We start from the raw sequence: 22,648 nt of genomic DNA, 5'->3' as shown, positions 1-22,648 counted from the left end.
TTTCAAGCTATGACAGCCTATCTAAAGCCCTTTACAAAGCTTTGAAAGTTGATTTGAACGCCACTCGTAAAATTTTCCAGGTTTTTTCGATGACAGGGGTTTACAGTTAAAAAGACGCTCCGTATAGTGCGCGCCATCGACGACGCACTAGCGTTGCCGATACTGCCCAGATGGTGAAATTGGTAGACACGCCAGCTTCAGGTGCTGGTGACCGCAAGGTCGTGGAAGTTCGAGTCTTCTTCTGGGCACCAATTTCGAGCTTGAGATTAGATCAATTTCAACGCTCGCACAAAAACCCGCGAAAGCGGGTTTTTTGCATTCCAAGCATCTGATTTATTAAATCTAAATCAGGGGTTTACAGATCAAAAAGCTCTCCGTATAGTGCGCCACATCAACAGCGGAGACGCTGAAGATTATGCCCAGATGGTGAAATTGGTAGACACGCCAGCTTCAGGTGCTGGTGACCGCAAGGTCGTGGAAGTTCGAGTCTTCTTCTGGGCACCAATTCAAATTTCAGAGTCGATCTGGAATTTCACAAAAACCCGCGAAAGCGGGTTTTTGCGTTTCTGACTTTCGAAAACCGATCTCCCCTCTCAAGAAGCACACGCCCTGTAGCAGCTGGAGGCTCTAGCATCGACTTCCCAGCCCCGCAAGGCGCACTTGAGAAACAATATCGTTTATCATTGTTGCAAGTTTTTGCAATGCGACAGTGAGGAACCCTGCGAATGATGTTTCGAAATACCCTGCGCCGCGGCCTGACCTTTACCCTGCTCGGCCTGGCACTCGCCACTCCCCTCACCCAGGCTGCCGATCCGGTTTCCCTGACGCTCTATAACGGTCAACACAAGGAAGTCGGCGACGCTATCGCCAAGGCTTTCGAAGCCAAGACCGGCATTCACGTCAACGTGCGAAAAGGCAGCAGCAACCAGCTCGCCAGCCAGATCGTGGAAGAAGGCGATCGTTCTCCCGCCGATGTGATTTACACCGAAGAGTCGCCGCCATTGAACAAACTGGGCGAGCAAGGCCTGCTGGCCAAGACCGACGACACCACACTGGCGGTTTTACCCAAGGAATATGTAGCGAGCAACGGCACCTGGATCGGCATCACGGCTCGAGTGCGGGTCGTAGCGTTTAACCCCAAGCTGATTGATGAAAAGGACCTGCCCACGTCGGTGATGGAATTCTCCAATCCAACATGGCAAGGCAAGGTCGGCTTCGTGCCTACCAGTGGCGCCTTTCAGGAACAGGCCGTCGCGATCATCAAAGTGCACGGCATGGATGCAGCCGAAGAATGGCTGACTGGCCTGCGCGCGTTCGGCAAGACCTACAGCAACAACATGGTCGCCCTGAAAGCCGTGGAAAATGGCGAAGTCGCCACCGTACTGGTGAATAACTATTACTGGTTCGCCTTGCAACGCGAGAAGGGCCAGCTCGATTCGAAACTGCATTACTTCACCGGCGGCGACGTCGGCGGGCTAATCACCGTTTCCAGCGCGGCCGTGCTGAAATCCAGCCAACACCCACAAGAAGCCCAACAGTTTCTTGCCTATATGGCCAGCGAAGAAGGTCAGCGCGTGATCACCCAGACCACCGCCGAATACCCGCTGCACAAAGGTATGGAATCGGATCGCGGCCTCAAACCTTTCAGCGAACTGCAAGCCCCTAACGTCACCCCGGCCGATCTGGGCAATGCCGAACAAGCCCTGGATCTGGAACGCGACGTTGGCTTGAACTGATGAGCGCATCGTTATCCACCCCCGCTTCGCGCGGGGGTTACGTGCCACGGCGAAAGCGGCCGTCGATCTGGCTGCTGCTGCCGGTTCTGCTACTGGTCGTGCTCAGCCTGTTGCCGCTGCTGTATGTCGGACTCAAAGCCTGGCAAGCCGGGTGGGCCGAGGCATTGCATCTGCTGTGGCGACCTTATGTGTTTGGACTGCTGCGCAATACGTTGGCACTGATGGCTGGCGTGACGCTGGCTTGCGGGGTGATTGGCCTGTCGCTGGCCTGGCTGCTGGAACGCAGCAACCTGCCTGGACGGCGCTTGTGGGGCGTCATCCTCTGCTTGCCGTTCGCCGTTCCGGCGTTTGTCAGCAGCTTTACCTGGGTTTCGCTCAGCGCTCACTTCGAAGGTTTGGGCGGGGCGATTCTGGTGATGACGCTGTCCAAGTACCCGCTGATCTTTCTGCCCGTCGCGGCGACGTTACGCAATCTTGATCCCTCTCTTGAAGAGTCCGCCCGCACGCTTGGACAGAATCGCTGGGGCGTGTTTTTCAGAATCACGTTGCCGCTGCTTTGGCCATCATTGCTGGCGGGGGCACTGCTGATCGCGCTGCACATGCTGGTGGAGTTCGGCGCGCTGTCGATCATCGGCTTGCAAACCTTTACCACGGCGATTTATCAGCAGTTCGAACTGGAATTCAGCAATGCCAACGCGGCGATGCTTTCGGCGGTGTTGCTGGCGCTGTGTCTGGTATTGCTGTGGCTGGAGCTGCGGGTTCGCGGCAAGGGCCGGCATGTTCGTACCGGCCAAGGTGCGGCGCGGCACGCGGAACAAGTTCGATTGGGACCTTGGGCGGGCGTCGGACAGCTTTACTGCCTGGCGCTGGCGATCATCGGCAGTGGCATTCCGCTGGGGATGCTGGGGTATTGGCTGGCAGTCGGTTCTTCAGCAGCGTTCCCGGTAGCCGCAATCAGCGAGGCGCTGCTGTCGTCTCTTGCGCTCTCCCTTGGCGGGGCAACGCTCTGCCTGATGCTGGCCGTGCCGGTGGGCTTGCTGGTGGTCCGGTACAAGGGTCCATTGGCAATCTGGGCCGAGCGCCTGCCCTATCTGCTGCATGCGCTGCCGGGATTGGTGATTGCGCTGACGCTGGTGTATTTCGCCCTGCACTATGTGCCGGCGCTGTACCAGACATCGGCATTGCTGCTGATCGCTTATGCACTGTTGTTTCTGCCGCTGGCACAGGCGCCGATTCGAACGGCCTTGAACAAGGCTGCGCCACAACTGGAAGAGGCAGCGCGCACGCTGGGGGCTACGTCGTTCACTGCGTTTTTCCGGATTACGCTGCCGATTATTTTCCCAGCGTTGGGCGCCGCGTTTGCGCTGGTGTTTCTGGATGCGATGAAGGAGCTCACGGCGACGCTGCTGCTGAGTCCGACCGGGCTCAATACCTTGGCGACGGAGGTTTGGGCGCATACCGCCAATGTGGAGTTTGCGGCGGCGGCGCCTTATGCGGCGTTGTTGATTTTGGTGTCGGGAGTGCCGGTTTATCTACTTACGACGCGGATGTATCTGAGCCGCTGAGACCGCCATCGCGAGCAGGCTCGCTCCCACATTTGATCTCTGATGCCCACAAATAGTGCGCTCACTGAAGATCCAGTGTGGGAGCGAGCCTGCTCGCGAAGGGGCCAGCCCAGACAACCGATTACGCTCTGAACTGCCCCAGGCTCGCCTTCAACTGCGCCGCCAAGCCATCCAGCACCTTGCCGCTGGCCGTGGTCTCCACCACCGCCCGAGCTGCTTTCTCAGCCTGTGCATGAATGGTTTCAACCCGGCCCCGCACCGCCTGCGCGCCTTGCGCCTGATGCGCCGCTGCCTGAGTCGCCAGGCCAATCGCCGCATGCACCTGCTCGACCGACGCCTGCACCGACTGCTGCAACCGCGCACTGTCGCGCAACACCAGCAAACCTTCGTTGGCCTGACGCCCCGCCTGACCAATCGCAGCCACCGCCTCACGGGCACCTTGTTGCAAGGCAACGATGTGCGCCTGAATGTCGCCAGTCGAGCTCTGCGTCTTGCTCGCCAGCGCCCGCACTTCGTCAGCCACCACGGCAAAGCCGCGACCGGTCTCGCCCGCACGCGCCGCTTCGATGGCGGCGTTCAGTGCCAGCAGGTTGGTTTGCTCGGCGATCCCGTGGATTACCGTCAACACCACTTCAATCTGCTCACTCTGCTGCGCCAGCCGTTCGATGACTTTCGCCCCGGTATCGACCTGCCCGGCCAACGCCTCGATCAGACTGCCGACTTTCGCCGAGGTCCGAGTGTTTTCATCGGTGGCCGAACGAATGTCCACCACCTGCTGCAACGCCGCTTGCATGGCGTGGCTTTCTGACTGGGCTTCATCAGCCATTTGCGACAACGCGCGCAAGCTCTCGGCCACTTCATCGCGCTGCATGCCCGCCGCCTTGTCTGCCCCTGCATTACGAAGGGTCATGGCGCCGATTTCCACGCCGGTACGCTGAGCCACATCGCCCGCCTCGCGCACGATCGGCTGCAACTTATCCACAAAGCGATTGACCGCCGAGGCCATGTCGCCGATTTCGTCCTTGCTGTTGATCTGCACGCGCTTGGTCAGGTCGCCCTCGCCCGCCGCCAAGTCATCCATGGCGCTGATCAGCAGCTTCAAGCGGTTGACCACTCGACGCCCCAGCACCACGGCCAGCAACAGCAGCACACCGCAACCAACCAGCGCCAGGCCCATGCCGATGCGCCAGCGCAAGGTCGCTGCCGCTTCCTGCACAGTGCTGGCGGTATTGGCTTTCATTTCAGAGGCAGTGGACTGCGCCGACTGCAATCGCGCACCCATGGCCGCAGCACTGTCTGCGGCCGCACCCTTGAGGCTATCGCCGACCAGTTGATCACTGCTGGCAATCAGCGCCGAGAAGCGCTTGTCGAGGGCCGCCAGGTCGGTTTCCACCGAGGCGGTCGAGACCCCCATCACAACCTTGCCGATTTCCACGCCGTTAGGGTTGATCGAGGCCTCAAGGTAATAAACCGATGGATCGTTCTTCGCCGCATCCAGCACCTTGTCCAGCGCGCGCTCGCCCTGACCCTTTTCCAGCAAGGCCTTATTGATCGGGTTTTCGCGATTCAGATAACGCGTCAGGTGCTGCCCCGTTGCATCGTCGTAAACCACGAACAACACATTGGGATTACGCTGTGCCCGACGGGCAAATTCAGACAGGGTTGGAACGTCGCTGTCCCACATGGCGCGGGGAGCGACCGAGGCCAGAAGCTGCGCCATATCATTGGCGGAGTCCTTCAGGTCTTTTTCCAGCATTGCACGCATCTGCGCCTGTTCATCCTTCAAACGCGAAGACAAACCGGCCGTGAGGCGTTGACGCGTGCTGGTCGAGAGGCTGTCCAGGCTCGACGTGACTTCACGCCCTGCCTGCTCAAGCTCGCCAGAGAGCTTTTGACTGTCGGCGCCCAGGCGCACACCCAGATCGGCTTCCAGCGCAGTCACTGTGCTCCGGGTCAGGGCAACAGCCACCAGCACCTGCACCAAAAGGGCGATACCAAGGGTAACGAACACGGGCCGCAGTAAACGGCTTTGTAACAATGAGAGAACGGCTGACACTTAAAATCCCTCTGCTTTGGCGCCATTAAATTGATGGCGCGCTGGAAGCGATGCTTTTAATCAAGATCACAGCAAAGGTCATGCCGTCCAACAGGTATAAACGACAAAGGCCCCAATTAAGGGGCCTTTGTGTTGTACATCAACGACTTATCAGGCGAACGGGTGACGCAGAACGATGGTTTCGTTGCGATCCGGGCCCGTCGAAATAATGTCAATCGGCGCACCGACCAACTCTTCAACGCGTTTGATGTAGTTGCGAGCGGCTTGCGGCAGCGCCTCCAGCGTCTTGGCACCGACGGTGGATTCGGTCCAGCCCGGCATCTCTTCGTACACCGGCTCCAGGCCGATGTAGCTGTCGGCGTCAGTCGGTGCGTCGATCACTGCACCATCCTGGTTCTTGTAGCCAACACAGATGTTGATGGTTTCCAGACCGTCCAGTACGTCCAGCTTGGTCAGGCACAGGCCCGAAATGCTGTTGACGTCGATAGCGCGACGCAGGATGACGGCGTCGAACCAGCCGCAACGACGGGCACGGCCGGTGGTAGCACCGAACTCGTGGCCACGCTTGGCGAGGAACGCGCCAACGTCATCGAACAGCTCAGTCGGGAACGGGCCCGAACCGACGCGAGTGGTGTAGGCCTTGGTGATGCCCAGGATGTAATCCAGGTACATCGGACCAAAACCCGAACCGGTGGCGATGCCACCCGCAGTGGTGTTGGAGCTGGTGACGTACGGGTAGGTACCGTGGTCGATGTCCAGCAGGGAGCCTTGAGCGCCCTCGAACATGATGTCTTTGCCAGCGCGGCGCAGCTCGTGCAGCTCGGCGGTGACGTCGAGCATCATCGGCTTCAGCAGCTCGGCGTACTCCATGCACTCGTCCAGAGTCTTCTGGAAATCGATCGCAGGTTCTTTGTAGTAATTGACCAGAACGAAGTTGTGGTAATCCAGCAACTCGCCCAGCTTGGCGGCGAAACGCTCACGATGGAACAGGTCACCGATGCGCAGACCGCGACGTGCAACCTTATCTTCGTAAGCCGGGCCGATGCCGCGACCGGTGGTACCGATCTTCAGCTCGCCACGGGCTTTTTCACGAGCCTGGTCCAGCGCTACGTGGTAGGACAGGATCAGCGGGCAAGACGGGCTGATACGCAGGCGCTCGCGCACCGGTACGCCTTTCTCTTCCAACTTGATGATTTCCCGCAGCAGAGCGTCGGGTGCAACCACCACGCCATTACCGATCAGGCACTGCACGCCTTCGCGCAGCACGCCCGAAGGAATCAGGTGCAAGACGGTTTTCTCGCCGTCGATCACCAGTGTGTGACCAGCGTTGTGGCCACCTTGGTAGCGCACTACGGCGGCAGCATGTTCGGTCAGCAGATCAACGATCTTGCCTTTGCCCTCATCACCCCATTGGGTGCCCAGGACTACGACATTCTTACCCATAACACTTGTCCTCATTCGCGCAAACTTGGTGCCGGCGGCGGCCGGCAGGAAAACTCAAGAAGCCAGCGGCAATACTTGCCAAAGCCCGTTCTGCTGAATCAATTGCCGGTCGCAGTCCGCTTCACGGGCGGCGGCCAAAGGTTGTCCAGGCAATGCCTGAACGACACGCTGACCCTCACTGCGCAACTGGCAAACCTGCTGCCAGAGTGCCGCATCCGTACTGTCAGGCATCCAGATACCGCCAGACGGTAGCTCGATTTCAGCACGCCCCAGGGTCACCAGGGTTTTCAAATCGGTAGAGAAGCCGGTGGCCGGACGAGCGCGACCGAAGTCGGCGCCGATGTCGTCGTAACGACCGCCCTGGGCAATGGACTGGCCAACACCCGGCACGAACACCGCGAACACCACACCGGTGTGGTAGTGGTAACCGCGCAACTCACCCAGGTCGAAGTACAGCGGCAGTTCCGGGAAACGCACGGACAGACGTTCGGCAATCGCCAACAGGTCGTCCAGAGCAGCCAGAACCGGGGCCGGCGCATTCGCCAAACGCTCGCGGGCAGCGCTCAATACTTCACGGCCGCCACACAAGTCCACCAATGCGCGCAGCATGCCCGACAAATCGGCACGCAGGCCTTCGGTCAAGGTAATGACCTCGTCGATGGCCTTGCGTTGCAACGCATCAAACAATTGTTGCTCGACTTCACCGGACAAACCGGCGGCGCGGGCCAGGCCACGGTAGATGCCTACATGGCCGAGGTCCATGTGCACATCCGGCACATCGGCCAGTTGCAGCATAGCCAACATCAGGCTGATGACTTCCACATCGCTGCTCGGGCTGCCATCGCCATACAACTCGGCACCCAACTGGATCGGGCTGCGCGAGGACGACAATGCGCGAGGCAGAGCGTGCAGCACGCTACCGGCATAGCACAGACGGCTCGGGCCTTCGCGGCGCAAGGTGTGCGCATCAATGCGCGCCACTTGCGGCGTGATGTCGGCACGGAACCCCATCTGCCGGCCCGATTGCGGGTCGATGACCTTGAAAGTACGCAGATCGAGGTCCGAGCCCGCGCCGGTCAGCAGGGATTCCAGGTACTCGATATGGGGAGTCACGACAAACTCGTAACCCCAGCTCTGGAACAGATCCAACACCTGACGACGCGCGACTTCAATGCGCGCCGCTTCTGGTGGCAGTACTTCTTCGATGCCATCTGGCAGCAGCCAGCGGTCTACCGTTGCCATTACGCCATTCCCCTATGATCCGGGCGGCAAGCCGTCGGGCGAGCCTTGAGTGAAGCAGAAAATGATCGGTTCATTTGCAAACCACGCGCATGAACAACACGGCGAAAAGCCTGAAACCGGCTTCGCCAACCACTTTCCTCGAAAATCCTGTCGAGTCATTCAACTCGGTCTTCTGCCTGAAAACAGCAATCAAACGTGCAGACGCAAAAAAGCCGGGAATTTCCCGGCTGCCGCATCATACACACGTTTTCCCAAAGGATCACCCCGCCCGAGGCTTTAGCCGCCAGGCGGGGGATGATTCAGGTCAATGCGGTATCAAGGCTTGGCTTTTTCCAGGTAACGGAAGAAGTCGCTGCTTGGGTCCAGGACCATGACATCGGATTTGTTCGCGAAGCTTTCACGGTAGGCACGCAGGCTACGGTAGAACGCGTAGAACTCCTGGTCCTGGCCGTAGGCCTTGGAGTAGATGGAAGATGCCTGGGCATCACCATCACCGCGAACCTCTTCAGATTCACGATAGGCTTCAGCCAGCAACACGCGGCGCTGACGATCGGCGTCAGCACGGATGCCTTCTGCCAGCTCGTTACCCTTGGCGCGGTGCTCGCGAGCTTCACGCTCACGCTCGGTGCTCATACGCTCGAACACGCTGCGGTTCACTTCTTTCGGCAGGTCGATGGCCTTGACCCGAACATCGACGACTTCGATGCCCAGTTCTTTTTCCGCCATCTTGTTCAGCGAAGCGGTGATGTCAGCCATCAGCGCGTCACGTTCACCGGAAACCACTTCATGCAGCGTGCGCTTACCGAACTGGTCACGCAGGCCCGATTCCAGACGACGGGACAGACGCTCGTCGGCAATCTGCTTGAGGCCGGACGTTGCGGTGTAGAAGCGCTCGGCATCTTTCACGCGCCACTTGGCGAAGGCATCCACCATGACGGCTTTCTTTTCCAGCGTCAGGAAGCGTTGCGTCGGTGCATCCAGCGTCATCAGGCGTGCGTCGAATTTACGCACCTGGTTAACGTAAGGCACTTTCACATGCAGGCCCGGCTGAACATCGGCCTGAACCACGCGACCGAACTGCAGCAACACCGCACGCTCGGTCTGAGCCACGATGTAGAAGCAGTTCCAGGCAGCGATCGCCACGACGACGCCGACAATAAGGGCGATCAGCGATTTATTGCTCATCAGCGACTCTCCCTGGTACGTGCTTGCTGTTGTTGCAGATCAGCTGCTGCACGCGTATTCGCTTCATTGCTGCTGGCTGCCGCGCCCGAAGCCGGAGCACTGCCAGTGGTGCGACCACTGTCGATCATCTTGTCCAGCGGCAAGTACAGCAGATTGCTCTGGCCATTCTTGTTGCCGGTCACGAGAACCTTGCTGGTGTTGGTGAAGACTTCCTGCATGGTGTCCAGGTACAGACGCTCGCGGGTGACTTCAGGGGCCTTGCGATACTCGGCGACCAGCTTGGTGAAGCGATCGGCCTCACCCTTGGCGCGCGAGACGGTTTCGTCACGGTAACCATTGGCATCCTCGAGGATACGCTGGGCCTGACCACGGGCTTCCGGCACGACGCCGTTGGCGTAGGTTTCAGCCTGGTTACGCGAACGTTGCTCGTCTTCACGGGCACGGATCACGTCGTCGAAGGCTTCCTGAACTTCACGCGGTGCCGCTGCGTTCTGAACGTTGACCTGGGTAACGGTGATACCGGTGCGATAGGTATCCATGAAGCGTTGCAGACGCTCCTTGATCTCGCTGGCCATCAACTCACGACCTTCAGTCAGTACCTGGTCCATGGCGGTAGAGCCCACCACGTGACGCAAGGCACTATCTGTCGCTTGCTGCAGGCTGATTTCCGGCTGATCGACATCCAGCACGAAATCCTGCAGGTTGCTGATCTTGTATTGCACGGTCAGCGGCACTTCGACGATGTTCTCGTCTTCGGTCAGCATCTGCCCCTGCTTGGTGTACGAACGCTCACGCGTAACGTTTTCCAGGTACTTCTTGTCGATCGGCGGGAAGTAGATGTTCAGGCCCGGGCCGACGGTTTCGTAGTACTTGCCGAAGCGCAGCACCACGGCCTGCTCCTGCTCGTCGACGACGTAGACCGCGCTGTACAGCCAAACGGCCGCCAACACGACAAGGCCGATGCCAAGAATGGCGCCGAAGCCGCCGCTCTTGCCCGAACCACCGCCGTTATCACCGCGTTTCTTACCACCACCGAACAACCCGTTCAGGCTTTCCTGCAGCTTTCGGAAGGCCTCGTCGAGATCCGGTGGTCCCTTGCGGTCGCCGTTATTGCGGCGCTTGCCACCCCAAGGATCCTGATTATTCGAGTTGCCACCCGGCTCATTCCAAGCCATAGCGCTCTCCATCTGATAAAGCAAAGACGCACCCACGGCGCGCCGACCAATGCTACAGAATGCCTGTCACCACGGCACAACCGCTTTCTCAGGCTTTTATTGCAAAGTGTGTTGCTCGATGAAGTCATTCGGCTGCAAACCTTCGCGGCTCACCAATCGATTCAATTCGATCCGTGGCAAGCGAACGGCCAGCAAGCTGATGCCTTCTTCGTCGTGTTCTTCTTTCTGTACCGCACCGACTTTGAAAAACTGCGCACGCAGTCGAGCAAAACGTTGCGGCAAGCGCAAGGTACCAATAAACAAATCATCCCCAAGCAACTCGGCCAGGGCCTGCTTGAGCAGGTCCAGGCCTGTACCGTCCTTGGCCGACAACCAGACCCGCAGCGGTTTGCCATCGGCATCGCGCTGGATCTGCGGCTCTACGCCCTCGAGCAAATCGAGTTTGTTGTATACCTCAAGGATCGGCAAGTCTTGCGCCCCGATCTCCCCGAGCACCACCATTACCTGTTCAATCTGGGCCATACGCTCGGGTTCATGAGCGTCGATCACATGCAGCAGCAAGTCAGAGTTGCTCGACTCTTCGAGCGTAGCCCGAAATGCCTCAACCAGCTTGTGAGGTAGATGACGAATGAAGCCCACGGTGTCGGCCAGCACGATCGGCCCGAGGTCATCGAGTTCGAGTCGGCGCAAGGTCGGGTCGAGGGTCGCGAAGAGCTGATCAGCAGCGAAGACGTCGGAATCGGTCACCGAGTTGAACAGCGTCGATTTGCCGGCGTTGGTATACCCCACCAGTGAAACCGTCGGAATGTCAGCACGTTTGCGCCCGCGACGAGACTGCTCGCGCTGGCTACGGACCTTCTCCAGTCGCCCCTTGATTTGCCGCAGGCGAACCCGCAACAGGCGTCGGTCGGTTTCGAGCTGGGTTTCACCCGGACCGCGCAGACCGATACCGCCTTTCTGCCGCTCAAGGTGAGTCCAGCCACGAACCAGCCGCGTACTCATGTGCTCAAGCTGGGCCAGTTCGACCTGGAGCTTGCCTTCATGGGTGCGGGCGCGTTGGGCGAAAATATCGAGAATCAGACCCGTGCGGTCGATCACGCGACACTCGAACACACGTTCAAGGTTACGTTCCTGACTGGGCGTGAGGATGTGATTGAAAATCACCAGATCTACCTGCTCGGCTTTGACCAGGTCGCGTAATTCCTCGACCTTGCCGCTGCCAATCAGGTATTTGGCGGTTGGCCGATGACGCGGCACGTTAAAAAACGCGACGGTCTCGGCACCTGCCGATATTGCCAATTCCTGGAACTCCTGCGGATCTTCGCGCGCCTCAGGGTCCTGACCATCCAAGTGAACGAGAATGGCTCGCTCACCACCACCGTGGCGCTCAAAGAACAAAGGAGACTCCTATCAGGCGTTACCTGGCTCAGCGTCACCTGCTTCGGATTCGGTTGCGCTAGGCAGACGAATTGGACGAACCGGCACCACTGTAGAGATAGCGTGTTTGTAAACCATCTGGCTCACGGTGTTTTTCAGCAGGATAACGAACTGGTCGAAAGACTCGATCGTGCCTTGCAGTTTGATACCGTTGACCAGGTAGATAGACACCCCAACTTTCTCTTTACGTAAAGTATTCAAGTAAGGGTCTTGTAGCGAATGCCCTTTTGACATGTGCCGCACTCCTTTAAGGATTCAAAATAAAAAAATAGGTAAACAGATGGCTTTAGCCGTCACACCCCCAAGGATAGACGGCAATTGAAAGGTCTCACCTCAATATGGAGATGGACCCCAAGTATTTCAAGGCGCGCGGCAGATTGTCGCAATCGAGGCTGTCCAGCCAGTGTAAATCAGCCCAACTGCGCAGCCAGGTGAACTGACGTTTTGCCAATTGGCGCGTGGCAATTATTCCACGCTCCTGCATCTCGGCTTGCGTCAGCTTGCCATCCAGGTAATCCCAGACTTGTCGGTAGCCTACTGCACGTATAGACGGCAACCCGGAATGCAGGTCACTTCTCTTACGCAGGGCTACGACCTCGTCAATGAATCCCTGTTCCAACATATTCGTGAATCTTTGTTTAATTCGCTCGTGCAGTACCTGACGATTTGCCGGAGCAATGGCCAAGTTCGCGACAGTATAGGGCAATTGTTGCAGTCCCGAAGCGGCTGCTTCAGTACTTTGCGCAGTTTGTCTCAGACGCAGTTCGGTCATGCTCTGACCACTGACGCGATAAACTTCCAGCGCTCGACTGAGTCGCTGCGGATCGTTCGGATGAATACGCGCCGCCGATTCCGGATCGATGACCGCCAATTGCTCGTGCAGCGCTTGCCAGCCGAGGCGCGCAGCCTCTTCCTCGATCTGCGCACGCACATCCGGATCAGCCGCCGGCATATCCGCCAGACCTTCGACCAAAGCCTTGTAATAGAGCATTGTGCCGCCCACCAGCAGCGGAATTTTTCCCCGCGCAGTGATCTCGGCCATCGCTTCAAGGGCATCACGGCGAAAATCAGCAGCCGAATAGCTCTCGGCCGGGTCAAGAATGTCGATCAAACGGTGCGGGAATTCGCTCAGAATATCTTTCGAAGGTTTGGCAGTGCCAATGTCCATGCCACGGTAGACCAGTGCCGAATCGACACTGATCAGCTCGCACGGCAGGACTTTGGTCAGTTCGATGGCCAGGTCGGTCTTGCCCGCAGCGGTCGGGCCCATCAGAAAAATCGCTGGAGGGAGCTGGCTCATCAACGACCGCGCAAGAAAAGTTTGTCCAGATCGTCCAGGCCCAATTGGGTCCAGGTCGGTCGGCCATGGTTGCATTGACCGCTGCGCTCGGTGTTTTCCATGTCACGCAGCAGGCCGTTCATTTCCGGGATCGCCAGGCGTCGATTCGCACGAACCGCGCCGTGACAGGCCATCGTCCCGAGCAGTTCGTTCAAATGAGCCTGAATCCGGTCGCTGGAGCCGTATTCCATCAGGTCCGCCAATACATCACTGACCAGTCGGTTGGCTTCAGCTTGCTTGAGCAAGGCCGGAATCTGCCGGATGGCCAGGGTCTCAGGCCCCAGGCGCTGCAATTCAAAGCCAAGACGCTGGAACCACGCGACGTGCTCTTCGGCGCAATCGGCTTCGCGCTGACTGACGGCCAATGACTCGGGTACCAGCAGCGGCTGACCGCTCAGTCCTTCGCTGGCCATGGCGATTTTCAGGCGCTCGTACATGATTCGCTCGTGAGCCGCATGCATGTCCACCAGCACCAGCCCCTGGGCGTTTTCCGAAAGGATGTAGATACCTTTGAGCTGCGCCAGTGCATAACCCAGCGGCGGAATATCGTCCTGCCCGGCCGGAAGCGCGACCGCATTGGCCTCGGGCAGCGGCGCAAAAAACTCGCGGTAGGCGGCCTGAGCTTCGGCGACCGGCACCCCGGACTGAGGCCGTGGCGTGTATTGATACTGATAACCGGCGCCAGCGCCCGAGCCAGCCGGGGTATTGAACGATGGCTGCGCCTGGGGTTGCTCCAGTAGCGCATTGGCCGCCAGGCGCATCTCGCCCTGCGGGCCGAATTCACCGGCGTCGAGGCCAGTCGGTCGCACGACGGCCGTCGCCACCGGTGCGGCCAGATGATCCTCCGGTCGCACATCGCCCAACGCGCGATGCAAGGTGCCATAGAGGAAATCGTGAACCATGCGCCCGTCACGGAAGCGAACCTCGTGTTTGGTCGGGTGCACGTTGACGTCGACACCCGCCGGATCGACTTCGAAAAACAGCACGAACGTCGGATGCCGGCCATTGAACAGCACGTCGCGATAGGCCTGGCGCACCGCGTGGGCCACCAGCTTGTCGCGCACCGCACGGCCATTCACAAAGAAATACTGCAAGTCTGCCTGGCTGCGATTGAACGTCGGCAAACCGACCCAACCCCACAAATGCAGGCCATTGCGCTCGATTTCGATCGGCAGCGCCTGCTCCAGGAAACCTGAACCACAAATCGCCGCCACGCGCCGGGCGCGGGCTGCATCGTCATGGGCTTCATGCAGGCTGAGGATGGTTTTGCCGTTGTGACGTAAATGGAACGCCACGTCGAACCGCGCCAACGCCAGACGCTTGATCACTTCTTGCAGGTGATCGAATTCGGTTTTTTCGGTCTTGAGGAATTTGCGCCGCGCCGGGGTGTTGAAGAACAGGTCGCGGACTTCCACCGAGGTGCCGACCGGGTGAGCGGCTGGTTGCACACGAGGCGCCATGTCCCGGCCTTCGGTCTCAACCTGCCAGGCCTGATCGGCATCGCGGGTGCGAGACGTCAGGGTCAGGCGCGCCACGGAGCTGATCGACGCAAGGGCCTCACCACGAAAACCCAGGCTCATGACCTGTTCCAGGTCCTCAAGGTTACGAATTTTGCTGGTGGCGTGTCGGGCCAGGGCCAGCGGCAGGTCATCGGCAGAAATACCACTGCCGTCGTCGCGCACCCGCAGCAGCTTGACGCCACCCTGCTCGACATCGACATCGATGCGTTTGGCGCCGGAGTCGAGGCTGTTTTCTAGCAGCTCTTTAATCACCGAAGCCGGGCGCTCAACCACCTCGCCGGCGGCAATCTGGTTCGCCAGTCGCGGGCTGAGCAGCTCGATGCGAGCGCTGTTAGTCACGACCTGGTTCATTCTTTGGCCGCCAGCTCAGTGCCTGGAATGGTCAGGTGCTGACCGATCTTCAGCTCATCACTCGACAGGTTGTTGGCGCCGCGCAGCGTCGCTGGCGACACCTGATAACGCACGGCAATCATCGCCAGGGTTTCACCCGGATTGACTCGGTGATCACGCGGGCCCTGAGCGATTTTTCCGGAATCACGCAGCCACGCAATGTAAGTGCCCGGTGGCGGATTCTGCTGGAAGAACTGGCGCACGCCGCTGCTGATCGAGCGCGCGAGCGCCTGCTGGTGATTCGATGACGCAAGCTTTGAGGCTTCGTTGGCGTTGGAGATGAACCCGGTTTCGACCAGGATCGACGGGATGTCTGGCGACTTCAGCACCATGAACCCGGCCTGCTCCACACGCTGTTTGTGCAACGGAGTGACACGACCGATATTGCTCAGCACTTTCTGGCCGACGTTCAGGCTGGACGTCAGCGACGCCGTCATCGACAGGTCGAGCAGTACGCCCGCGAGCATGCGGTCCTTGTCATCGAGACTGACGTTGCCGGCACCGCCGATCAAGTCGGAGCGGTTTTCACTGTCCGCCAGCCAGCGGGCCGTTTCCGATGTAGCGCCACGATCAGACAGGGCAAACACCGACGCACCGAAGGCCGCGGTCGACGGCGCGGCGTCAGCGTGGATCGAAACGAACAGGTCGGCGCCTTTCTTGCGGGCGATTTCGGTACGGCCGCGCAGTGGAATGAAGTAGTCGCCGGTGCGGGTCAGTTCGGCGCGGAAGCCTTTCATGCCGTTGACCTGACGCTGCAATTCACGGGCGATGGCCAATACCACGTCTTTTTCCTTCTGACCGCGCGAACCGGAGGCGCCCGGGTCTTCGCCGCCGTGACCGGCATCGATCACCACAAGGATGTCGCGCTTGCCGGCCGGTGCAGGTGGAAGCTTGATCGCAGGCTCAACAGGCGTGACCGGCACTGCCGGCGCCGTGGCGACCGAAGGGGTTGGTGTAGGCAACGGCGAGGCATCGGAGGCGCTATCAAACAGGTCAACCACCAGTCGGTTGCCGTATTGGGCGTTCGGAGCCAGGGAGAAGCTTTTCGGGGTAACGGCCTTTTTCAGGTCGATGACCACCCGCAGGTCGGTCGGCGTGCGTTGAGCCGAGCGCATGGCGGTAATGGGGGTATTGGAGGTGTTGACGTTCAGCGGTGCACCGAGTGTCGCACCATTGATGTCGATCACCAGCCGATCCGGAGCGGTCAGGGTGAACACGCTGTGTTGCACAGGCCCTGTCAAGTCAAACACCAGCCGTGTGTTGTCCGGCGCCCGCCACAGGCGAACGCTATTGACCTTTGTGTCGGCCACAGCGTCGACGGTCACCGCCAAAAACAACAACCCTACGGCAGCTACCATCGCGCGAAAGCGCATACCTGACCCCATCATTTAATTGGTTTCCAATGCCAAAGCGGCACACCAGGCCTCGCCACGCGAGCCCTGGGATAAAATTTTCAGCGAACGCCCACTGTCTTGCGGGCTAATGGTAATGGTCAGGTCGGGCTTTGGCAAAAAGCCTGCACCTTTATCGGGCCACTCGATCAGGCACAGCGCGTCGTCGTCGAAGTAGTCACGAATGCCGAGGTACTCCAGCTCTTCCGGATCGACCAAACGGTACAGGTCGAAATGGAAGGCGCGGATGTCACCGATCTCGTAAGGCTCGACCAGGGTGAAGGTCGGACTTTTTACTGCGCCGTCATGCCCCAATCCCCGGATGATGCCCCGAGACAGCGTGGTTTTCCCCGCCCCCAAGTCCCCTTCCAGAAAAATCAGACCGTGCCCTTGGGTGGTTTTTGCGATATGTGCGCCAAAGGCAGTCATCGCCTCTTCATCAGCCAGGTACAGGGTTACTTCAGACACGGTGCTTGCTCCTCCAACAACTGACGAATGGCCGGGATCAGATCACTGGCCGCCAGCCCACGGCCATATTTACCTTGTTGCTCACCCGCATTGGCGTGTAGCCAGACAGCCAGACAAGCGGCGTCGAACGCCTGCATGCCTTGAGCCAGCAGCGCGCCCACCAAGCCGGCCAGCACGTCGCCCAGACCGGCCGCAGCCATGGCCGGATGACCTTGATGACACAACGCCAGACGCCCATCGGGACTGGCGATCAGGCTGCCGGCGCCTTTCAACACCACGACAGCTGTGTATTTTTTGCTCAGTGCATGCGCCGCTGCCGGGCGATCCGCCTGCACCTGAGCAGTGCTGATCCCAAGCAACCGCGCCGCTTCACCCGGATGCGGCGTGATCACGCAATCCTTGGGCAGAATCACGCGCTCTTCGGCCAGCATGTTCAACGCATCGGCGTCCCAGACTTGCGGCAACGGCGCATTGGCGGCCGCCGACAGCAAACTTTGCCCCCAGGAAGCCTGCCCCAAGCCGGGACCGACCACCAGTACGGAAACTTTTTGCAGCAGTTCCATCAGCTGGTTGGCCGATGACGTGCCCAGCACCATGGCTTCAGGAATTCTAGCCAGCGCGGCAGGTACATGATCACTGCGAGTGGCCACGGAAACCATGCCGGCCCCGCTGCGCAGAGCGCTTTGTGCACTCAGCAGGATCGCACCACCCAAACCGCGATCACCACCGATCAGCAACACATGGCCGAATTTGCCTTTGTGGGAAGTCGGCGTTCGGGGGACAAGGTGCGGCAAGTTACCGGCCGTCAGGCGACGAGCGCTGACCGACGCGACCGCAACCAACTGTGGATCGGCGTGTAAATCGTTGAAAACCAGTTCACCGACGACGTCTGCGGCATCACCGGTGAACAGCCCCAGCTTCAACCCGATGAAAGTCACAGTGAGATCCGCTTGCACCGCCGCACCGAGGACGCGGCCGGTATCGGCGCAAAGGCCTGAAGGGATATCCACCGCAACCACCGGAAGTCCGCAGGCGTTGATCGTTGCGATAGCGTCAGCGTAAGGCGCTCGGACTTCACCCCTCAGACCGGTGCCCAGCAGCGCGTCCAGCACGATGCCGCGCAGTTCGGTCTGCGCAGTCCAAGACTCAATCAAGATGCTCTCGGAAACGGCCTCGGCATACGCCAATGCCGCATCCCCCTGCAAACGCTGGGGATCACCGACCGCCAGCACCCGTACCGACCAACCCGCACGCCGGGCCAGCACCGCCACCAGATAACCGTCGCCCGCGTTATTGCCGTGACCGGCCAGCACACTCAATTCATTCGCCGACGGCCACTGCCGGACCAACGCTCGCCAGGTCGCCCGCGCCGCACGCTGCATCAATTCGAAGCCCGGTGTGCCGCCCGCAATCAGGCTCGCATCGAGCCCGCGAACCTGCGCGGCGCTATACAGCGCGTCGGGTAAATCATCTTTAGTGTGCGGCATGCGTCTTCGGGCTCCGATGTCTGGCAGAATTATACGCACCTCAGCTCCGGTTTCTCTCGCCTCATGCCCGCTATTACTACAGACCTGCCCGCCCTCGCCCAATCTATCAAGGACTGGGGTCGCGAGCTGGGCTTTCAACAAGTCGGCATCAGCGGCCTGGACCTGGCCGAGCATGAGCAGCACCTGGAGCGGTGGCTCGCCGCTGGCTACCACGGCGAAATGGACTACATGGGCGCCCACGGCAGCAAACGTTCCCATCCGGAAGAGCTGGTGCCCGGCACCTTGCGCGTGGTTTCCCTGCGCATGGACTACCTGCCCGGCGACACCCAAATGGCACAAATGCTGGCCCAACCGGAAAAAGCCTACGTCTCGCGCTATGCCTTGGGTCGCGATTACCACAAATTGATCCGTAAACGCGTGCAACAACTGGCCGATAAAATTCAGGCCGAAATCGGCCCGTTTGGTTTCCGCGCATTCGTCGATAGCGCTCCGGTGCTGGAAAAAGCCATCGCCGAACAAGCCGGTCTTGGCTGGATCGGCAAAAACACCCTGGTCCTGAATCGCAAGGCCGGCAGTTACTTCTTCCTCAGCGAGCTGTTTGTCGATCTGCCGCTGCCGGTCGACCCGCCCCACACCACCGAACATTGCGGCCGCTGCACCGCGTGCCTCGACATCTGCCCGACCAATGCCTTCGTCGGCCCGTACGTACTGGATGCCCGGCGCTGCATTTCCTACCTGACCATCGAACTGAAAAGCGCGATCCCGGAAGATTTGCGCCCACTGATCGGCAACCGGGTGTTTGGTTGCGATGACTGCCAGATCGTCTGCCCATGGAACCGCTTCGCCCGTCCGTCCGGCGAAAGCGACTTCAAGCCAAGGCACAATCTGGACAACGCCGAATTGGCCGAGCTGTTCATGTGGGACGAGGACAAATTCCTCAGCAACACCGAAGGCTCGCCGTTACGCCGCGCCGGTTATGAACGTTGGTTGCGTAATCTGGCGGTGGGGTTGGGTAACGCGCCGTCTAGCATTCCGGTACTGGAAGCGTTGAAGGCGCGCAGGGATTACCCGTCGCAATTGGTGCGAGAGCATGTCGAGTGGGCGCTCAAGCAACACGCCGACCGTCAGGCTTCGTCGTTGTAAACGAACTTCGGCATTTCCCAGTGAAAACGAATCGCCAGCAACCGCAGCAGGAAACCGCCAAACAGCGTGATCAAAATCGCCTGTTCACCGGGTAATTGCAGGTAGATGCAGAGCATGTAGCACCACGCCGCCGCGAACGAGACACTGGCGTAGAGCTCTCGGCGAAAGATCAGCGGGATGTCGTTGCAGAAAATGTCGCGCAGGATGCCGCCGAATACGCCGGTGATCACGCCACTGACCGACGCCACCAGCATGCCGTGGCCCATTTCCAGCGCGGTCATGCAGCCGATCAGGGTAAACGCCACCAGGCCCACGGCGTCGAGCACCAGAAATAGCGAGCGCAGGTGGCGCATCCAGCGCGCAGCGAAGACGGTGAACATCGCCGCGATCGAGGTCAGCACCAGGTATTCCGGATGTTTGACCCAAGTCAGCGGGTAGTGGCCGAGCAGCACGTCGCGCACCGAGCCGCCACCCAGCGCCGTAATGCAGGCGATCAACACCACACCAAACCAGTCCATGCCGCGACGGCCGGCAGACAGCGCACCGGTCATGGCTTCGGCGGTGATGGCGATCAGGTAAAGCATCAGCAACATGGCGGCGGTCCTTGCAGAAAGGCGCGCAGTCTACTCACTTCACCGAGGCCCCAAAAGAGGGCGATCATCGCGCAGGACCGCGTTGCCTGTATCGCGGGCAAGCCATGCTCCTACAAAAACAGGGCACACACCGCTTCTGTATGAGCATGGCCCGCGATGGCGTCACCCGAGGCGCTATCAGAACTTGATGAAGTGCTTGCGGTAGTGCTGCAACTCGGCAATGGATTCGCGGATGTCGTCCAGCGCCAAATGAGTGCTACCTTTTTTGAAGCTGTCACGCACGTCCGGCGCCCAGCGAGCGGCCAGCTCTTTAAGGGTCGAGACGTCGAGGTTGCGGTAGTGGAAGAAGCTTTCCAGGGATTTCATGTGGGTATAAAGGAAGCGGCGGTCCTGGCAGATGCTGTTGCCACAGATCGGCGACTTGCCCTTGGGCACCCACTGCTCCAGAAAAGCGATAGTCTCGGCTTCGGCTTCGGCCATGCTGATGCGACTGTCACGAACTCGCTGGGTCAGGCCGGAGCCGCCGTGTTGCCGGGTGTTCCACTCGTCCATGCCGGCGAGGATTTCGTCGCTGTGGTGGATGGCGATCACCGGACCTTCGGCCAAGGTGTTCAAATCACTGTCGGTGACAATGGTGGCCATCTCGATGATGACGTCGGTATCAGGGTTCAGACCGGTCATTTCCAGGTCGATCCAGATCAGATTCTGCGGATTTTGCATGTGTCGGCTCCTAGGCAATGCTGCGCAGTTTAGCCTAGGCAACCGGCGGGGCGTGCTAAACTCGCGGCCGTTTTACCTAATCGCTGCATTCTTGATACGGAACACCCATGGCCAAACGCCAACTCAATCGTCGTCAAAACTGGCGCATCGAAAAGATTCAGGGCGAACGCGCTGCCCGCGCCGCCAAACGCGAGTCCTCTGCTGTCGAGGCACTTGAGGGTGGCGACCTGGGTCCGGAACAGACGGGCCTGGTAATCGCGCACTTCGGTGTGCAGGTTGAAGTCGAAGCCCTCGATGGCGATTTGGCCGGCCAAGTGTTCCGCTGTCACTTGCGCGCCAACCTGCCAGCACTGGTGACCGGCGATCAGGTGGTCTGGCGTGCCGGCAACCAGGGCATCGGCGTGATCGTGGCGCAACTGCCGCGCAAAACCGAACTCTGCCGTCCGGACAGCCGTGGCCAGCTCAAGCCGGTAGCGGCCAACGTCGACATGATTGTTATCGTCTTCGCCCCGCTGCCTGAGCCTCATGCCAACCTGATCGACCGTTATCTGGTCGCCGCTGAGCACGCAGGGATTCGTCCGCTGCTGCTGCTCAACAAATTCGACTTGATCGACGAGCAGAATGCCCCGGCGCTGAACGCGTTGCTGGCGGTTTACCGCACGCTCGGTTATCCGGTACTGGAAGTCTCGGCGCACCACGGCAATGGCATGGAGCAATTGCAGGAGCAACTGGACGGACGCATCAGCGTGTTCGTCGGCCAGTCCGGCGTCGGCAAGTCGTCGCTGGTCAACAGCCTGCTGCCGGAAGTCGAAGCCCGTGTCGGCCCGTTGTCCGAGCTGTCCGGCCAGGGCACTCACACCACGACCACTGCGCGGTTGTTCCACTTCCCCGGTGGCGGTGAGTTGATCGACTCCCCGGGTATTCGTGAATTCGGTCTGGGTCACGTCAGCCGTGCCGACGTCGAAGCCGGTTTCATCGAGTTCAACGACTTGATCGGCACCTGCCGCTTCCGCGACTGCAAGCACGACCGCGAGCCGGGTTGCGCCTTGCTCAAGGCGCTGGAAGAGGGGCGCGTGCAGCAGCAACGGATGAACAGTTATCGCTCGATCATCGCCAGTTTGCCCGAAACCAGCTACTAAACAGACATTCCAGCCACCCCGATGCAGACGGGGCGGCTGGCTGTTCGTTGCGACCTGAAAATCCCCCGCCTTTTAAACGTCAGATATCCCTGTAGGGCATTTGCGCGCCTGTTTGAAGGACCCGTCTCTTTAACCGCGCAGACCTTGTTGCGGCCATCCAAGTGCATACATTCAAGCCCTCTTCGCATTCCGGCGATACCGAGGGACATCCATGCAAACCTATCATTTGTTCATCAGCCACTCGTGGAGTTACCCCCACGCCCATGACAACCTCGTGCGGCTGCTCAACGCCAAACCCGGCTTCACGTTCAAAAACTTTTCAGTGCCGACGGATAACCCGATCATCGGGGCGCAGACCGATAAACAACTGGAAGCCGCCATCGAAAACAAGATCCGGCCCTGCTCGGCAGTACTGATCATGGCGGGGATGTATTCGACCTACAGCAAGTGGATCAACAAGGAAATCGAGATCGCCAAACGAATGGGCAAGGTGATCATTGCGGTCAAACCCTTTGGTGCGGAGCGGATTTCTACCGTAGTACGCCAGGCTGCACATGCCGAATGCGCCTGGAACACCAACAGCATCATCAGTGCCATTCGCACTCACGCGGCGGGTTGA

The 22,648-nt window shown here is 59.7% G+C and carries 19 protein-coding genes and 2 tRNA genes; 7 read left to right on the top strand and 14 right to left on the bottom strand.

From position 1 onward, the window contains the following. The first annotated feature begins 164 nt into the window (after positions 1 to 164). The 4 genes from ACA048_RS02775 to ACA048_RS02760 all read left to right on the top strand — a co-directional run bounded on the left by ACA048_RS02775 (position 165) and on the right by ACA048_RS02760 (position 3,301). Positions 165 to 251: transfer RNA gene (locus ACA048_RS02775), tRNA-Leu, on the top strand. Positions 252 to 417: 166 nt separating this feature from the next. Further along, a tRNA-Leu gene (locus ACA048_RS02770) sits at positions 418 to 504 on the top strand. Between the two features lie 221 nt (positions 505 to 725). Then, on the top strand, positions 726 to 1,736 hold the full coding sequence (locus ACA048_RS02765) for an iron ABC transporter substrate-binding protein (protein WP_497627845.1): 1,011 nt from the start codon (positions 726 to 728) through the stop codon (positions 1,734 to 1,736). Beyond that, positions 1,736 to 3,301 (top strand): ABC transporter permease, encoded by a 1,566-nt coding sequence (locus ACA048_RS02760; protein ID WP_497627844.1) that lies wholly within the window; start codon positions 1,736 to 1,738, stop codon positions 3,299 to 3,301. The genes ACA048_RS02765 and ACA048_RS02760 overlap by 1 nt, the downstream gene beginning before the upstream one ends. Positions 3,302 to 3,422: 121 nt before the next feature. Here ACA048_RS02760 and ACA048_RS02755 read toward each other — a convergent pair whose 3' ends face one another. From ACA048_RS02755 to ACA048_RS02700, 12 genes are all read right to left on the bottom strand, one after another. Next, entirely contained in the window at positions 3,423 to 5,357 is a 1,935-nt protein-coding gene (locus ACA048_RS02755; protein WP_497627843.1) for a methyl-accepting chemotaxis protein, read from the bottom strand. A gap of 150 nt (positions 5,358 to 5,507) precedes the next feature. Then, positions 5,508 to 6,800: an adenylosuccinate synthase gene (locus ACA048_RS02750; protein ID WP_131058815.1), complete on the bottom strand. Its 1,293-nt coding sequence runs from the start codon at positions 6,798 to 6,800 to the stop codon at positions 5,508 to 5,510. Between the two features lie 54 nt (positions 6,801 to 6,854). Then, positions 6,855 to 8,042 carry an ATP phosphoribosyltransferase regulatory subunit gene (locus ACA048_RS02745; protein WP_497627842.1) on the bottom strand — a complete coding sequence of 396 codons (1,188 nt, stop codon included), beginning with the start codon at positions 8,040 to 8,042 and terminating at the stop codon, positions 6,855 to 6,857. A gap of 315 nt (positions 8,043 to 8,357) precedes the next feature. Then, positions 8,358 to 9,227, bottom strand: coding sequence for a protease modulator HflC (hflC, locus tag ACA048_RS02740; protein ID WP_223520176.1), 870 nt, complete (start codon positions 9,225 to 9,227; stop codon positions 8,358 to 8,360). Further along, entirely contained in the window at positions 9,227 to 10,402 is a 1,176-nt protein-coding gene (hflK, locus tag ACA048_RS02735) for an FtsH protease activity modulator HflK (RefSeq protein ID WP_497627841.1), read from the bottom strand. Before hflK ends, hflC begins: the two co-directional genes overlap by 1 nt. A 96-nt stretch (positions 10,403 to 10,498) precedes the next feature. Then, on the bottom strand, positions 10,499 to 11,800 hold the full coding sequence (gene hflX, locus ACA048_RS02730) for a ribosome rescue GTPase HflX (protein WP_497627840.1): 1,302 nt from the start codon (positions 11,798 to 11,800) through the stop codon (positions 10,499 to 10,501). Positions 11,801 to 11,812: 12 nt separating this feature from the next. Continuing rightward, positions 11,813 to 12,073: an RNA chaperone Hfq gene (gene hfq / locus ACA048_RS02725; protein ID WP_007902656.1), complete on the bottom strand. Its 261-nt coding sequence runs from the start codon at positions 12,071 to 12,073 to the stop codon at positions 11,813 to 11,815. 94 nt (positions 12,074 to 12,167) lie between these two features. Further along, a complete protein-coding gene (gene miaA / locus ACA048_RS02720) occupies positions 12,168 to 13,139 on the bottom strand; it encodes a tRNA (adenosine(37)-N6)-dimethylallyltransferase MiaA (RefSeq protein ID WP_497627839.1) in 972 nt (323 codons plus the stop codon). Then, positions 13,139 to 15,049, bottom strand: coding sequence for a DNA mismatch repair endonuclease MutL (mutL, locus tag ACA048_RS02715; RefSeq protein ID WP_497627838.1), 1,911 nt, complete (start codon positions 15,047 to 15,049; stop codon positions 13,139 to 13,141). Before mutL ends, miaA begins: the two co-directional genes overlap by 1 nt. Then, positions 15,046 to 16,476 (bottom strand): N-acetylmuramoyl-L-alanine amidase, encoded by a 1,431-nt coding sequence (locus ACA048_RS02710; RefSeq protein ID WP_497627837.1) that lies wholly within the window; start codon positions 16,474 to 16,476, stop codon positions 15,046 to 15,048. Before ACA048_RS02710 ends, mutL begins: the two co-directional genes overlap by 4 nt. Next, entirely contained in the window at positions 16,477 to 16,947 is a 471-nt protein-coding gene (gene tsaE / locus ACA048_RS02705) for a tRNA (adenosine(37)-N6)-threonylcarbamoyltransferase complex ATPase subunit type 1 TsaE (RefSeq protein WP_497627836.1), read from the bottom strand. Next, entirely contained in the window at positions 16,935 to 18,434 is a 1,500-nt protein-coding gene (locus ACA048_RS02700; protein ID WP_497627835.1) for an NAD(P)H-hydrate dehydratase, read from the bottom strand. Before ACA048_RS02700 ends, tsaE begins: the two co-directional genes overlap by 13 nt. Positions 18,435 to 18,497: 63 nt before the next feature. Between ACA048_RS02700 and queG the strand changes: the two genes are divergently transcribed. After that, positions 18,498 to 19,577, top strand: coding sequence for a tRNA epoxyqueuosine(34) reductase QueG (gene queG, locus ACA048_RS02695; protein ID WP_497627834.1), 1,080 nt, complete (start codon positions 18,498 to 18,500; stop codon positions 19,575 to 19,577). Here the strand turns inward: queG and ACA048_RS02690 are convergent. Together ACA048_RS02690 and orn are read right to left on the bottom strand one after the other, a co-directional pair. Then, positions 19,559 to 20,170 (bottom strand): trimeric intracellular cation channel family protein, encoded by a 612-nt coding sequence (locus ACA048_RS02690; RefSeq protein WP_007945604.1) that lies wholly within the window; start codon positions 20,168 to 20,170, stop codon positions 19,559 to 19,561. The two genes, queG and ACA048_RS02690, sit on opposite strands and share 19 nt — an antisense overlap. Positions 20,171 to 20,347: 177 nt before the next feature. Then, complete coding sequence (gene orn / locus ACA048_RS02685) at positions 20,348 to 20,890, bottom strand: oligoribonuclease (RefSeq protein ID WP_056746367.1); 543 nt, start codon at positions 20,888 to 20,890, stop codon at positions 20,348 to 20,350. A gap of 107 nt (positions 20,891 to 20,997) precedes the next feature. On the opposite strand from orn, the gene rsgA reads away from it, so the two are divergent. Both rsgA and ACA048_RS02675 read left to right on the top strand, forming a co-directional pair. Then, on the top strand, positions 20,998 to 22,029 hold the full coding sequence (rsgA, locus tag ACA048_RS02680) for a small ribosomal subunit biogenesis GTPase RsgA (RefSeq protein WP_008153263.1): 1,032 nt from the start codon (positions 20,998 to 21,000) through the stop codon (positions 22,027 to 22,029). A gap of 211 nt (positions 22,030 to 22,240) precedes the next feature. Then, entirely contained in the window at positions 22,241 to 22,648 is a 408-nt protein-coding gene (locus tag ACA048_RS02675) for a TIR domain-containing protein (protein ID WP_429542090.1), read from the top strand.

The organism is Pseudomonas sp. LBUM1659, from assembly GCF_059716045.1.
The sequence above is the reverse complement of the archived record's forward strand: the minus strand, read 5'-3'. Positions and strand labels throughout refer to the sequence as shown.